Annotated in this window: 14 protein-coding genes; 12 read left to right on the forward strand and 2 right to left on the reverse strand. The window is 70.9% G+C overall.

Annotated features, from left to right (window positions below; genetic code table 11):
* The first annotated feature begins 5 nt into the window (after positions 1 to 5).
* The 9 genes from mftE to ACIWQI_RS03945 all read left to right on the forward strand — a co-directional run bounded on the left by mftE (position 6) and on the right by ACIWQI_RS03945 (position 8,989).
* The gene (gene mftE / locus ACIWQI_RS03905) at positions 6 to 722 is read left to right on the forward strand and encodes a mycofactocin biosynthesis peptidyl-dipeptidase MftE (RefSeq protein WP_396655798.1); all 717 of its coding nucleotides are present in this window, start codon (positions 6 to 8) and stop codon (positions 720 to 722) included.
* Positions 719 to 2,158, forward strand: a complete 1,440-nt coding sequence (gene mftF / locus ACIWQI_RS03910) for a mycofactocin biosynthesis glycosyltransferase MftF (RefSeq protein ID WP_396655799.1) — start codon at positions 719 to 721, stop codon at positions 2,156 to 2,158. Before mftE ends, mftF begins: the two co-directional genes overlap by 4 nt.
* Positions 2,159 to 2,283: 125 nt before the next feature.
* Positions 2,284 to 3,102, forward strand: a complete 819-nt coding sequence (locus ACIWQI_RS03915; RefSeq protein ID WP_396655800.1) for an ABC transporter ATP-binding protein — start codon at positions 2,284 to 2,286, stop codon at positions 3,100 to 3,102.
* The gene (locus ACIWQI_RS03920) at positions 3,099 to 3,908 is read left to right on the forward strand and encodes an ABC transporter permease (protein WP_396655801.1); all 810 of its coding nucleotides are present in this window, start codon (positions 3,099 to 3,101) and stop codon (positions 3,906 to 3,908) included. The genes ACIWQI_RS03915 and ACIWQI_RS03920 overlap by 4 nt, the downstream gene beginning before the upstream one ends.
* Positions 3,905 to 5,230, forward strand: a complete 1,326-nt coding sequence (locus ACIWQI_RS03925) for an amidohydrolase family protein (protein ID WP_396655802.1) — start codon at positions 3,905 to 3,907, stop codon at positions 5,228 to 5,230. Before ACIWQI_RS03920 ends, ACIWQI_RS03925 begins: the two co-directional genes overlap by 4 nt.
* Positions 5,227 to 6,399 carry a hypothetical protein gene (locus tag ACIWQI_RS03930; protein WP_396655803.1) on the forward strand — a complete coding sequence of 391 codons (1,173 nt, stop codon included), beginning with the start codon at positions 5,227 to 5,229 and terminating at the stop codon, positions 6,397 to 6,399. The genes ACIWQI_RS03925 and ACIWQI_RS03930 overlap by 4 nt, the downstream gene beginning before the upstream one ends.
* Positions 6,396 to 7,022 carry a peroxidase-related enzyme gene (locus ACIWQI_RS03935; protein WP_396655805.1) on the forward strand — a complete coding sequence of 209 codons (627 nt, stop codon included), beginning with the start codon at positions 6,396 to 6,398 and terminating at the stop codon, positions 7,020 to 7,022. The genes ACIWQI_RS03930 and ACIWQI_RS03935 overlap by 4 nt, the downstream gene beginning before the upstream one ends.
* Positions 7,023 to 7,024: 2 nt before the next feature.
* Positions 7,025 to 7,987, forward strand: a complete 963-nt coding sequence (locus ACIWQI_RS03940) for an LLM class flavin-dependent oxidoreductase (protein WP_396655806.1) — start codon at positions 7,025 to 7,027, stop codon at positions 7,985 to 7,987.
* A gap of 27 nt (positions 7,988 to 8,014) precedes the next feature.
* Positions 8,015 to 8,989 (forward strand): LLM class flavin-dependent oxidoreductase, encoded by a 975-nt coding sequence (locus ACIWQI_RS03945; protein WP_396655807.1) that lies wholly within the window; start codon positions 8,015 to 8,017, stop codon positions 8,987 to 8,989.
* A gap of 29 nt (positions 8,990 to 9,018) precedes the next feature.
* Here the strand turns inward: ACIWQI_RS03945 and ACIWQI_RS03950 are convergent, their stop codons facing one another.
* Together ACIWQI_RS03950 and ACIWQI_RS03955 are read right to left on the reverse strand one after the other, a co-directional pair.
* The gene (locus tag ACIWQI_RS03950; protein ID WP_396655808.1) at positions 9,019 to 9,816 is read right to left on the reverse strand and encodes an LLM class flavin-dependent oxidoreductase; all 798 of its coding nucleotides are present in this window, start codon (positions 9,814 to 9,816) and stop codon (positions 9,019 to 9,021) included.
* Between the two features lie 222 nt (positions 9,817 to 10,038).
* Entirely contained in the window at positions 10,039 to 10,578 is a 540-nt protein-coding gene (locus ACIWQI_RS03955; protein ID WP_396655809.1) for a type 1 glutamine amidotransferase domain-containing protein, read from the reverse strand.
* A gap of 172 nt (positions 10,579 to 10,750) precedes the next feature.
* On the opposite strand from ACIWQI_RS03955, the gene ACIWQI_RS03960 reads away from it, so the two are divergent.
* From ACIWQI_RS03960 to ACIWQI_RS03970, 3 genes are all read left to right on the forward strand, one after another.
* Positions 10,751 to 11,326, forward strand: coding sequence for a TetR/AcrR family transcriptional regulator (locus ACIWQI_RS03960; RefSeq protein ID WP_396655810.1), 576 nt, complete (start codon positions 10,751 to 10,753; stop codon positions 11,324 to 11,326).
* 118 nt (positions 11,327 to 11,444) lie between these two features.
* Positions 11,445 to 12,587 carry an ABC transporter permease gene (locus ACIWQI_RS03965; RefSeq protein WP_396655811.1) on the forward strand — a complete coding sequence of 381 codons (1,143 nt, stop codon included), beginning with the start codon at positions 11,445 to 11,447 and terminating at the stop codon, positions 12,585 to 12,587.
* Complete coding sequence (locus tag ACIWQI_RS03970) at positions 12,584 to 13,273, forward strand: ABC transporter ATP-binding protein (protein WP_396655812.1); 690 nt, start codon at positions 12,584 to 12,586, stop codon at positions 13,271 to 13,273. Before ACIWQI_RS03965 ends, ACIWQI_RS03970 begins: the two co-directional genes overlap by 4 nt.
* Positions 13,274 to 13,296 lie beyond the last annotated feature (23 nt).

The raw sequence follows: 13,296 nt of genomic DNA on the forward strand, positions 1-13,296 counted from the left end.
CTCCCATGCATCCTGACAGCTCGCCGCGCCTCGGCTCGCGCACCTGGGAGACGGCCGGGAAGGGGGTCCTGCTCATCCCGCTCGGCTCCACGGAGCAGCACGGGCCGCATCTGCCGCTGGACACCGACACCCGGATCGCCGCGGCCGTCGCCGCGGATCTTGCCGACCGGTTCGGCGCCGCCGGCATGCCGGCACTCGTGGCACCCCCGGTCGCGTACGGGGCCAGCGGAGAGCACGAGGGCTTCGCCGGCACCGTCTCGATCGGGACGGCCGCGCTGACCGGTGTGCTGGTGGAGGCCACGCGCTCGGCGTCGCGGTGGGCCGGGGCCGTCGTGTTCGTGAACGGTCACGGGGGCAACGTCGACGCGGTGCGGGAGGCGACCGCGCAGCTGCGTTCCGAGGGCCGCGATGCCGAGTGGGTCCCGTGTGCCGCCGCGGTGGAGGAATCCCGCGCCGACGCGCATGCGGGGTGGGTGGAGACATCGCTGATGCTCCATCTCGCGCCCGACGAGGTGCGCATCGGCCGCGCGGTGGCCGGGGAGCGCAAGCCTCTCGACGAGATCCTCCCCGCGCTGCGGCGAGACGGCGTCCGCGGCGTCGCACCGAACGGCGTCCTCGGCGACCCCGCCGGCGCCTCAGCTGCCGAGGGGCGCCGGCTGTTGGATGCGATGTGCGCGGGAGCGTGGGCGCGGCTTCAGCCCGCGATCGGCGTGCCCGCATGAGTCGGCAGGCGTGGCGGGGGCTGCCCGACGGATTCACCGTGCGTCTCGACCGGCACACGCGCGTCGCCGAAGACGGCGCCGTCCTCGTCGGCGGAACGCCCACCCGCGTGGCCCGGCTCAAGCCGCCGGCGGCGGCGCACCTGCGTGACGGGGCGGTGGTGGTGAGGGATGCCGCCTCCGCCGCGCTGGCCGAGCACCTGATGACGACCGGGATGGCCGACCCTGTGGCATCCACCCTCCCGCCGGTCGGGCTCGACCGGCTGACCGTCGTCGTCCCGGTCCGGGACCGGCCCGATCAGCTGCGCCGCCTGCTGGCGAGCCTGCCGGCGGGCCTGGCGGGCACGATCGTCGTCGACGACGGCTCCCGCTCCCCCGAAGCGGTGGCACGGGTCGCCCGCGACCACCGCGCGACGCTGATCACGCGGCCGGTCAGCGGCGGGCCGGCCGCCGCCCGCAACGACGGGCTGCGGCGCGTGGAGACCGCGTTCGTCGCCTTCGTGGACTCGGATGCAGTCGTCGATGAGGGATGCTTCGAGACCCTCCTGCGGCACTTCGCCGATCTCCGGCTCGCGCTCGTGGCTCCGCGCGTGCTCGGCCTGGAGACGGCCGCGCCGAACTGGATCACGCGCTACGAGAACGCCCGCTCGTCGCTCGACCTCGGCCGCGACGCCGGAAGCGTGCGCCCGCGCAGCCGCATCACGTGGCTGTCGAGCACCTGCGTTCTCGCGCGCGTCGATGTGCTGCGCGGACTGCAGCCGGCAGGCTTCGACGGCACCATGCACGTCGCCGAGGACGTGGATCTGGTCTGGCGTCTCGTCGACGCCGGGCACCGCGTGCGCTTCGACCCGACCGCCAGCGTGCGCCACGAGCACCGCACCCGGCTGCGCCGGTGGCTCGCGCGCAAGTTCTTCTACGGCACCGGCGCCGAAGCGCTCGCCCGCCGCCACCCCGGCGAGGTCGCACCCGTGGTGCTGCCGCCGTGGGGTGCGGTCGTGCTGATCGCGGCGGTCGCGCAGCGGCAGTGGTCGGCGCCGCTGATCGCGGTGACGGCCGGCGTGGTGACTGTGCGCATCGCGCGGCGCCTCCCGCACGTGCGGCAGCCGTGGCGCCTGGCGGCCCGCCTCACCGGGTACGGCCTGTCGGCCGTCGCCGCCCAGGGGGTCGCGCTGCTGGTGCGCCACTGGTGGCCGCTGACCGCCGTGGGGGTCGTGCTCTCACGCCGCATGCGGCGCGCCGCGGTGATCGCCGCCGTCGCCGACGCGGTCTGGGAGTACCTTCGGCTGCGACCGGACATGGATCCGGTGCGGTTCGCGGCGGCTCGGCGCCTCGACGACCTCGCATATGGCGCCGGCGTCTGGTGGGGCGCGCTGCGCGGCCGCTCGGTACGCGCACTGCTTCCCGCGATCACCGGCTCCGCTCGCCGATCACCTCGGTGAGCGCGGCGTCGGTCGCCGCGAGAATGTCATAGAACGCCACATCCGGTCACGGAACGAAACGTGATTGCGGATCCCACCGGCTCCTTCCCTACCGTTGCTCTCGACCAGCAGAGGGAGGCGAGAGCATGTCGGTCACCGAGACCCGCACAGCGTCAGCCGCGAGCCCGTCCCGCCCGGTCGAGGGCGAGTCGCTGCGCGAAGCCCCGGATGCGCACGATCGGGCCGGGCTCCGCTTCACCGCTGTCACGAAGACATTCCCGGGCGGCACGGAGGCGCTGGCGACGACGAGCTTCGCCGTGGGCAGCGGTGAGTTCGTCGCTCTGGTCGGCCCGTCGGGGTGCGGCAAGTCGACGCTGCTGCGATTGGCGTCCGGCCTGGATGCCTGCACCACCGGCGACGTACGCGTCGACGGGGAAGTGGGGTACATCTTCCAGGACGCGAGCCTGCTGCCTTGGCGCACGGTGCAGCGCAATGTCGAGCTCCTGGCGGAACTGGACGGAATCGACCGGGTCACACGCACCCGTCTCGCGGCGGAGGCGATCGCGCTCACCGGCCTGAAGGGCTTCGAGCGGCATCGGCCGCACGCCCTTTCCGGCGGTATGCGGATGCGGGTGTCGATCGCCCGGGCGCTGACGATGCGCCCGGGGGTGTTCCTCTTCGATGAGCCGTTCGGCGCGCTCGACGAGATCAGTCGCGAACGGCTGAACGACGAGCTGCTGGCGCTTTTCACGCGCGAGCGGTTCGCCGGGCTGTTCGTCACCCACTCCATCGCCGAGGCGGTGTATCTGAGCACACGGGTGCTGGTCATGTCAGCCCGGCCCGGCCGCATCGTCGCCGAGATTGCGGTGCCGTTCGGCGACGACCGCAAGCCGCAGCTGCGATTCGACGCCGAGTTCTCCCGGGTGTCTGCCGAAGTCTCCGAAGCGCTGCGAGCGCACTCGTGAGCGCCCGCCCCCGGTCGGGCCCCCGTGCTCGCCGCATCCTCGCGCCGTTCCTCGTGTTCGCCGGGGTGGTGGCGCTGTGGTGGCTGTTCAGCAGCTACGTGCTCGAGGAACGCCGCAGGTTCCTGCTTCCGCCTCCCCTCCAGGTGGTCGAGGTGGGTCTTCTCGATGCCCGCAACCGCGCGGAGATCCTCGACGGGCTGATCGCCACCGCGCAGGTGGCGCTGGTGGGCCTGGCGGTGTCGATCGTGATCGGCACGGTTCTGGCGCTGCTGATGAGCCAGGCGGTCTGGGTGGAGCAGTCGATCTACCCGTGGGCGGTGGTGCTGCAGACGATTCCTGTGCTGGCACTGGTGCCGCTGATCGGATTCTGGTTCGGGTACGGTTTCGGCAGTCGGGTGCTGGTCTGCGTCCTCATCGCCGTGTTCCCGATCATCACCAGCACGCTGTTCGGTCTGCAATCCGCCGACCGCAACCTGCGCGACCTCTTCCGGTTGCGCACGGCGAGCCGTTGGGCAACCATCACCAAGCTGCTGCTGCCCGGGGCCCTCCCCGCGATGACGACCGGATGGCGCACCTCGGCGGGCATGTCGGTGACCGGCGCGATCGTCGGTGACTTCTTCTTCCGGCAGGGGCAGGCCGGAATCGGCCGCCTGCTGGACGGCTACACGCAACGTCTCATGCCGGAGCAGCTGTTCGCCGGGGTGTTCCTGACCTCCGCCTTCGGGCTGCTCGTGTTCTGGGCATTCGGGCTCCTCACGAAGCTCCTCATCGGTGCGTGGCACGAGTCTGCGAGGGCTGCGCGATGAGCCGCGTCCTGCTGCGCAACGCCCGAACCCTCAGCGGAGAGCAGGTCGACGTCCGGATCATCGACGGTGTCATCGACGAGGTGGCCGCCGCCGGCTCCCTGTCCGCTCAGGACGCGCCGGAGTCTTCGGGACAGACCCACGACCTCAGCGGCTTCCTGGTGCTGCCCTCCCTCGTCGAACCGCACACGCACCTCGACAAGACGCTGACGATCGATCGCGCGCCCAATCCGGCCGGCGACCTCGACGGTGCGATCGAAGCCTGGCTGCGGGAACGAGCCCTCCTCACCGAGGAGGATGTCTACCGTCGCGCTCAGACCACGCTGGTGCGTGCTCTGGGAAACGGCGTGACGGTGCTGCGGACGCATGTCGACACCGCAGCGGACACCGATCTGGCCGCGGTGCGCGCGCTGCTGCAGCTGCGCCGCGAGTACCACGGCGTCATGGACGTTCAGGTGATCGCGGGTCACGGTCTCCCGGCAAGCGGCCCCGACGCGCTCCCCCACACGAAGATGCTGCTCGACGCGCTGGAGCTGGGAGTCGACGGCATCGGCGGTGCGCCGAGTCTCGACGAGAACCCGTCCGCCGCCCTCGACCGCCTCGCGGCCATCGCGTCCGATGCGCGACTGCCGCTCGACCTCCATGTCGACGAGACCACCGATCCCGAGGTGTTCGTGCTGCCACAGCTCATCGACCTCGCGGACCGGTTCGACCATCGGGTCACCGTCGGCCACATCGTCAGTCTCGCCGCCCAGCGCGAGCAGGTGCAGCGGGATGTCTCCCGTCGCCTGGCGGCCGCCGGCATCACCGTGGTGACCCTGCCACAGTCCAACCTCTACCTGCAGGGCCGCCCGGGCGCGGGCGCCGCTGCGCGGGGGGCCGGCGCCGGGCCGGCGCGAGGCCTCACAGCGCTCGACGCCCTGGCGGAAGCGGGCGTGACCGTGGCGGCCGGAGCGGACAACATCGCCGACCCGTTCAATCCGATGGGACGAGCCGATCCTCTGGAGACCGCGTCGCTGCTCGTGACCGCCGGGCACCGCCCGGTCGAGTCGGCCCTGGGCGCGGTCACCGATGCCGCCAGACGCGCCGTCGACTCTCCCATCGTCGCGCTGGCACCCGGTTCGGACGCCGACCTGCTCGCGGTTCGCGCGGACGACCTCACCGATCTGGTCGGCCGCGCCCCTCAGGAGCGGATCGTCTACCGGCGGGGACGCGTGGTCTCGCGCACGCAGGTCAGCCGGTGGGTCACACCGAACCCCGGGGACGCCCCGACCAACGCAGCACCGACGAGCAGGACTCTCTCCACGATTGGAAACGAACGATGACGAAAAAGCGCACCCGTGCAGCCGTGCTGCTGACCGCCGGCACCCTCGCCGTCGGGCTGGCCGCGTGCACGACGCCCGCAGACGATGCCGCCGACGCCCTGGGCGCGGTCGACCAGGGCGACGGCACAGCCGCAGCCCGGTACAGCACGCCGCTCGCCGACGTCTGCCCGTCGACGGTCTCCGTGCAATGGAATTGGTGGCCGCAGGCCGACCATGGCTGGACATACCAGCTGATCGGGGATGCCGGAGTGGTCGATGCGGAGAAGTACACCTACCGTGGCCCGCTGGGCAGCACCGGAATCGACCTCGAGATCCGTGCGGGCGGCCCCGCCACCGGCGGTCAGCTCCCGCTGGCACAGATGTACTCGGACGACTCGATCACATTCGGCATCACCACCACCGAGGATTCCATCGGCGGGTCCGAAGAGTTCCCGACGGTCTCGGTGTTCACGTACGCCGTGAAGACGCCGCTGGTGTTCTTCTGGGGGAACGAGGACTGGGACTTTCAGAACCTCACCGAGGTGAAGCAGTCCGGTGAGACGGTGCTGGCGTGGGAGGGTGCGCCATACCTTGACGTGCTCACCAGCCTCGACCTGCTGAACCCCGAGCAGATCGACGCGTCCTACCGGGGCGACCCGGCACGCTTCGTGCTCGAAGAAGGAAGCGTGCTGCAGCAGGGCCTGCTCACCAGCGAGGTGTACAAGTACGAGCACGACATCCCGGCGTGGGGCAAGCCCGTTGAGTTCGTGAGCATCGGCGACGAGTATGACGCCTACACGAGCCAGGTCAGCATCCGCGCCGACCAGCTCGAACCGCTGCGGCCCTGCCTGGAGAAGCTCGTTCCGCTGTTCCAGCAGGCCGCCGTCGACTACGCGCACGATCCGGCGCCGACCAACGCGGTGCTTCTGGACGTGGTCGATCAGCTGACCGGCTCCGGGTGGGAGCTCACCCCGGGCATCGTGGAGTGGGCTTCGACCATCGCCGTGGAGGAGGGAATCGTCGCCAACGGCACCGATGGCGTGTTCGGCAGCTTCGACATCGACCGGGTCCAGGAGTACATCGAGATCGTCGCCCCGCTGTTGAGCCAGCGCGGACAGAAGGTCGCACCCGGCCTGACCGCCGACGACTTCGTCACCAATGAGTTCCTCGACCCGGAGATCACCCTATGAACACGCACACCGACGCCGTCCTCGCCGCTGCGCCCGCGCGCGGCCGTCACATCGAAGCCTGGGTCGACGTGGTGCCACCGGCATCGGCCACCGGCACCCTCAAGGAGGCCTACGACTGGCAGGCGGCCAAGCTGGGCGAGCCCACCGAGTACACCCAGCTCGGCAGCCTGCTTCCCGACCTCGTGCGCGAGCGGCTTCAGCTGTACAAGGTTGTCGACTCGGCTCGCGCCGGTCTGTCGGAACTCGAATGGCGGCTGATCGCGTACGTCACCTCGCGACTGAACAAGACGCCACACTGCTCCTCCGGTCTCGAGGTGAAGCTGGAAGAGCTGGGAATCGATGCGCGGCAGCGGGAGCAGATCATCGCCGACCATGCGAACCCCGACACCGGATCCGCTCGGCTCGACGCGCTGATCAGCTATACGTCCAGGCTCACCCTCGCCCCCGGAGAAATTCAGGAGCGGGACATCGAGCGGTTGAGGGAAGCCGGACTGGATGATGCCGACATCGTGGCGGCGAACAACCTGTCGGCGTACTTCTCCTACACCAACAGGGTCGCGACAGGGTTGGGTCTGCGCACCGTGATCCCGGTCCAGCACGCCCGCGATGCCGTTCCGGAATGAGGATGACATCGACTGCGGACACACTCCGCCGGGGTGTCTGGATCTTTCCCAGCGCCCCGGCGACCGCTCTCGTCGACGCGATCGTCGCGGCCGAAGAGACCGGAATCGACGAATTCTGGCTGGGCGACGAGGGCCCGGCACGGGATCCGTTCGTCACCCTCGCCGCTGCCGCGCAGGCCACGTCCCGCATCACACTCGGCATCGCGGTCACGAACCCGTACCTGCGCCATCCGATGACCACGGCGGTGGAAGCGATGACCATCGACGAGATCTCGGGCGGGCGGGCGATCCTGGGGCTCGGTCCGGGCGGGCACATCGCCCTCGGCCCGGCACAGGTCGATCGAGTCCGCCCCCTCGCCGCGGTGCGCGACGCCCTGCGCATCATCCGCGCCGTCACGCGCGGGGAGGCCACGCAAGGGTACGCGCCACCACCGGGAGCGTTCACCCGCCCGAACCTGGAGGTGCACATCGGCTCCCGCAGCCGACGCTTCCAGGAGCTCGCCTCCCGCGAGGCCGACGGCGTGTTCCTCGGCGGCATCCCGCTGTCGGTGCTCGACCGCACCATCGGCTGGGCGCATTCCGTGCGACGGGTGCGTCTGGGCGTCTACAGCACGGGTGTGTTCGGGGCGGGCAACGTGGAGGATCTCAGACCTCGCATGATCATGCCGCTCGCCGACTCGCCGGACCACACTCTGGAAGCACTGCGGCTCGACCGTGCATCCGTGCGCGCGGCCGCTGATCGGTTCGCCGCCGGCGATCCCACCGCCGCCACCCGGATCATCGGCGACGAGGTGCTGAACGACCTGGTCATCGCTGGAACACCCGAGACGATCGGGGTGGAACTCGCCCGCCGCGCGCGTCGCTTCACCCCGGACACGATCGGCCTCACCTTCACCACCGGCGACCCCATCAGCGTTGTGGAGCGCAGCGCCGCTGCCTTCGCCGCCATGGATCGCCGGCTGTGATGTGAGCCGACGGAGGAGGATCCCCAGATGAGCATCGGCGTCATCCTGCACGTGGACAACCCGACCCTCGAGGACGCGGCCCGGATCGCGGCCGCGGCCGAGGAAGCCGGCGCGTCATGGGTCGGCCTGCCGGACGCGTTCTGGTGGCGTGACACCTGGATGCTGGCACTCGACGCGGCTCGCGCAACCCGGCACATCCGCGTGGGACCTGTCGTCACCAATCCCTTCATGCGCCATCCGTTCCACACGATCGCGGCCACGGCCACGTTGCACGAAAGCAGCCACGGCCGGGCACTGCTGGGCATCGGCGCCGGGGGAAGCGAGATCACCGACGCCGCCGATGTCAGCCGCCGCCGCGCAGGAGCCGCGATCCGCGCTCTCGTCACGGACCTGCGCTCAGCCGGGCGAGGCGCCCCGCTGCACGGACCCAGCGGACGACACCTGTCCGTTCCGCTGGCCCCACCGGCGAGCACATCGGGCACTGCGCCGACGGTCATCGTCGCCGGTCGCGGTCCTGGCGTGCTGGGAGCGGCGGGTGCGGTCGCGGACGCGGCACTGCTGTGGGCGCTGCCGGCTCGGGAGCTGCCCGGGGCGGTCAGCACCGTGCGGGCGGCGGCGAACGGACGGCCCGCGCCGCCGGAGATCATCTGGGCGCCGCTGGTGGATCACACCGGTGACGCGCGGGATCAGACCGCCTACGCGGTGGTCAACAGCAGCCCCGAATCCCACCGGGCGTGGGGGCTGGATGCGCACGATGTGGCGCAGATCCGACGGGTCGCCGTCGGCGAGGGGAACCGTGCCGCAAGCCGTCTCGTCCCCGAGCATGTCGCCGACGAGTTCGTCCTGGCAGGGAGCGACCCCGTCACGGCCGGTGCGATCATCGCGAGGATCGGCGCAGCCGGGGTCGCCGTCCGCGCGGACTCGGCCCACGCAGTCACCGCCCGTGTCGCGTGGGCCCGCCGTGCCCTTGAGGCGGCCGCATCCTCCGAGCCGGCGCACTGACGGCCCCGCAAGACCGGATGGCGGACCGCTCAGCGCCGCAGCGCCGGGAGCACCTCGTCGACGAGTGCCCGAGTCGTCCGCAGCGATGCCTCGTCGTCACTGCCCGGAATGAGGGAGATGTCGTCGACTCCGATACGGGCGTACTCCGCCAACTGTGCGGCGATGTGGTCAGCCGGGCCGACGATCTTCGCACCGGACAGGTGCGCGGCGGTCTCCGGTTCCTCGGCGAGCTCGACGGCGATCCTCACCCCGAACACCCCGCCGCCGCGATCCTTCCACTTCGTGACCACCGGGAGCAGCTCATCCGGTGTCGCCGCGCGCGCCTGGAACGGAAGCCCGCGGGTGAGCGCCTTGCGCTGCGTGGCATCCGCTCCTGCGAGCCACAGCTGCGGTCCCTCGTCGTTCACGGGCCGCGGAGAGAGCCGGTGACCCGCCGGCAGGTCCAGGCTGGGGGATCGGTAGGGGTCGCCGGCGAAGGCGGCGATCAGACCGTCGAGCAGTTCGCTGAACACGGCGCCCCGCCGGTCGAAGTCGATGCCCCGATATTCGAACTCGTGCCGCCAGAAGCCGGGAGCGACCGCGAGAACGTGATTGCCGTTCGTCAGGTTGTCGAGCGTGGCGGACTGCTTGGCGAGCCACTGCACATCCCGCAGCGGAAGCACGCTCGCGCCCAGGCCGACCCGCACGCCGGGATACCGTCCCGCGAGATACGCCAACCAGGTCAGCGGCTCCATGCCCCCGGACCAGCGGGGGAACTCCGCCATCTCGAGCAGCCCCTCGCCCAGCCAGAACGTGTCGATGCCCCCGGCGAACGCCGTGTCTGCCACGGCGAAGGATCCCTCACGAGTGGCCCCGAAAGGCGAGATTCCGACGCGCATGATGGGTGTCCTGCTCCTGTCGACGTACGCGGGCGGCACGGTTCGCGCCCGCTCGGTGCGCTGCAAGCCTAGGCGGGCGGAGCCGAGGCGCACCCGAATGCGTCGCCGTATTGCGATACGCCGCGCGGGCGAACGGACGCACGCCCGTCGCGACGTGACCGGAACCTGCCGTCAGGCGGCGTGCCGTCCCTCGCCGACCTCCTCGACCAGCTTCGCGTTGAACGCCGGCAGGTCGTCGGGGCGACGGCTGGTCACCAGGCCGTTGTCGACGACCACCTCGCGGTCGACCCATTCGGCGCCGGCGTTGCGCAGGTCCGTCTGCAGGCTCGGGTAGCTGGTCATGGTGCGACCGCGCACGACATCCGCCTCGATCAGCAGCCAGGCCCCGTGGCAGATCACCGCGACCGGCTTGCCCGCCTCGAAGAACGCGCGCGCGAAGCGCACGGCGGGCTCGTCCATCCGCAGATGATCGGCGTTGATGACGCCGCCCGGGAGCACCAGCGCGTCGAACTCGGCGGCATCCACTTCGCCGGACACCCGATCGACGGGCTGGCGGTGCCCCTTCTTCCCCTCGATCTCGCCCGCTTCGGGGGCGATCATCACCGGCTGTGCCCCGGCATCGGCCACCGCCCGCCATGGTTCGGTGAGCTCGCTGTCTTCGTAACCGTCGGTCGCGACGAAGGCGACGGTCCTGCCCGTGAGATCTGTCATCTGCGCAGCCTCTCCTCGTGGGTCGGTCGACCCGTCCGTGATCGCCACTGTAGGTCGCCGCGCACCAGTGGTCTCAGGGGGTTGATCGAACCGAGCCGCGCTGTTAGCGCAGACCCTGCTCGCAGCGGGCAGCGGCGACGTCGGCCCGGCGAGAAGAAGGCATGATGGAGGGATGCCCAGGATCACAGCGCCGACCGTCGCGGAGCATCGCGCCCTGCAGCGTGCCGCGCTGCTGCGCGCCGGCGAGGAGGTGCTCGCGGCGGGCGGCCTCACCGCGTTCTCTCCGACGAGCGTGAGCGAGCGCGCCGGCATGGCGCGTTCCAGCTTCTACGACTACTTCCCCTCGAAGGATGACCTCCTCGTCGCGATCGCGATCGACGCCATGGAGCGCTGGGATGCCGAGATCGAGGAGGCCCTGGCGGGGGTGGAGCCCGGCTACGCGGAGCTGCGGGCGCTCGTCGACGCGACCATGCGCATGACCGCTGAAGGCAAGCACGCGATCGCCGGCATCGTGCGGGAGGCCGACCTCAGCCCGACCCGCGTCGACGATCTGATGGTCCTGCACGACGCCCTGCTGCGCCCGGTCACGCGGGTGCTCGGCGACCTCGGCGCGGCCACCTCCCACACCTCGGTCATGCTCGTCCACGGCGCGCTCGGAGCCGGCGTGCAGCTGGTCACCCACGGGGTCGACCCCCAGCACGTCGCCGACGACGTCTTCCGGCTGCTCACCCGCGGCGTGGTCGCCTGATCCGCGCCCGGGTCGTGCCGCACGCCACCCCCTCGATTTGGCTGATCGGCATCGGGGTGGAAGACTTGTCCTGACGTTCCGACAGTGTGTCGGCAAAACCTCCGGACCGAAAGCTCCCATGTTCCTAGCTCTGCGTGAGCTGCGCTTCGCGCGCGGCCGCTTCGCGCTGATGGGCACCGTGATCGCACTGATCTCGGTGCTCGTCGTGCTCCTCTCCGGCCTATCCTCAGGCCTTGTCAACGACGGCGTCTCCGGCCTGAAGGCCATGCCCGCCACGGCCTTCGCGTTCGACGAGGGGACGATGAAGGACAACGCCTTCAGCCGCTCCGTCGTCGACGACGACCAGCTCCACGCCTGGCAGGACGCCGACGCCGTCGGCGCGGCCGAGCCGATGGGCGTCAACATCGTCAACGGCGTGACGGACGACGGCACGCAGATCGATCTGACCCTCTTCGGCGTCGAGCCCGCCGGATTCCTCGCCCCTGAGGTCTCCTCCGGTGATCGGCTGGGCCGGGTGGACGGGATCATCGTGTCCGAGCCGCTGCGCGACGCCGGAGTCGAGATCGGGACGGTCGTGACCCTGGACCGGCTGGATGTCGAACTGACCGTGATCGGATTCACCCAGGGCCAGTCCACCTTCGGCCACGTCGACGTCGCCTACCTGCCCGTGGACACCTGGCGGCTCATGGCTGCCGGCATGTCCGAGCCCGGCGCTCCGACGGCCGACCAGCTCGACGCGATGGACTTCCCGTTCGCGAGCGTCGTCGCGATCCTCGCGGAGGACGGGGCTGACCCGGATGTCGCGGCCATCGACGCAGCGGCCGGCACCACCACCATGACCCTCACCGAGGCCTTCAACGCATCGCCGGGCTATGAGGCCGAGACGCTCACGCTCAGCATGATCCAGGTCTTCCTCTACGCGATCTGCGCCCTCGTGGTCGGAGCCTTCTTCATGGTCTGGACCATTCAGCGCAGCCACGACCTCGCCGTGCTGCGGGCGACAGGTGCCTCCAGTCGCTACCTGGTGCGCGACAGTCTCACCCAGGCAGGCATCCTGCTCGTCGGCTTCACCGCGCTGGGCGTCGCCGCCGGGGTCGGCATGGGGGCCGCGATGCCCGCCGCCATGCCCTTCGACCTCGAGTGGGGCCCCGTCGCCGTGGCATCCGGCCTGACCATCCTGCTCGGCATGCTGGGCGCGGCGATCGCCGTGCTGCGCATCACCCGCATCGACCCCCTGCGCGCCCTGGGAGGCCAGCGATGAACGACCACACGGTCCCCAGCCTGGAAGTGACGGATGCCGTCCTCGAACTCGGTGACGGCGAGTCCCGGGTGCGGGCGCTCGACGAGGTGTCGCTGACGGTGATGCCCGGAGAGTTCGTCGCCATCGTCGGGCCTTCGGGGTCGGGGAAGTCGTCGCTCCTGGCGATCGCCGGGGCCCTGTCGCGTCCCGACAGCGGCACCGTCCGCGTGCACGGCACAGACCTCGGACGGCTCTCGCGGGGTGCCGCCAGCCGGTTCCGGCTGCGCAACATCGGCTTCGTGTTCCAGTCCGGCAACCTCCTTCCCGCGCTCACCGCAGCCGACCAGCTGCGCCTCGCCGGCCGTCTCGCCGGCAACCGGCACGTCGACACCGTGAACCTCCTGGACTCGGTGGGGATGGCCCACCGCGCCAAGCACCGTCCCGGACAGCTGTCCGGCGGCGAGCGCCAGCGCGTCGGCATCGCCCGTGCCCTCGTCAATTCGCCGAGCCTGCTCCTGGTCGATGAGCCGACCGCGGCGCTCGACCGGCGGCGCAGTCACGAGGTGGTTCAGCTCCTCGCCGACCGCGCCCACGAATCCGACGTCGCGGTGGTCATGGTCACGCACGATCGCGACGTGCTCGAGCACTGCGACCGCGTGCTCGAGATGGTGGACGGGCGCCTGAGCGAGCAGGTCCTCGCGGTCTGACCGCGGCTCGGATCACTCGGCGT

This window comes from Microbacterium sp., assembly GCF_044508325.1.
In the GTDB taxonomy this organism is placed as follows: Bacteria; Actinomycetota; Actinomycetes; order Actinomycetales; family Microbacteriaceae; genus Microbacterium.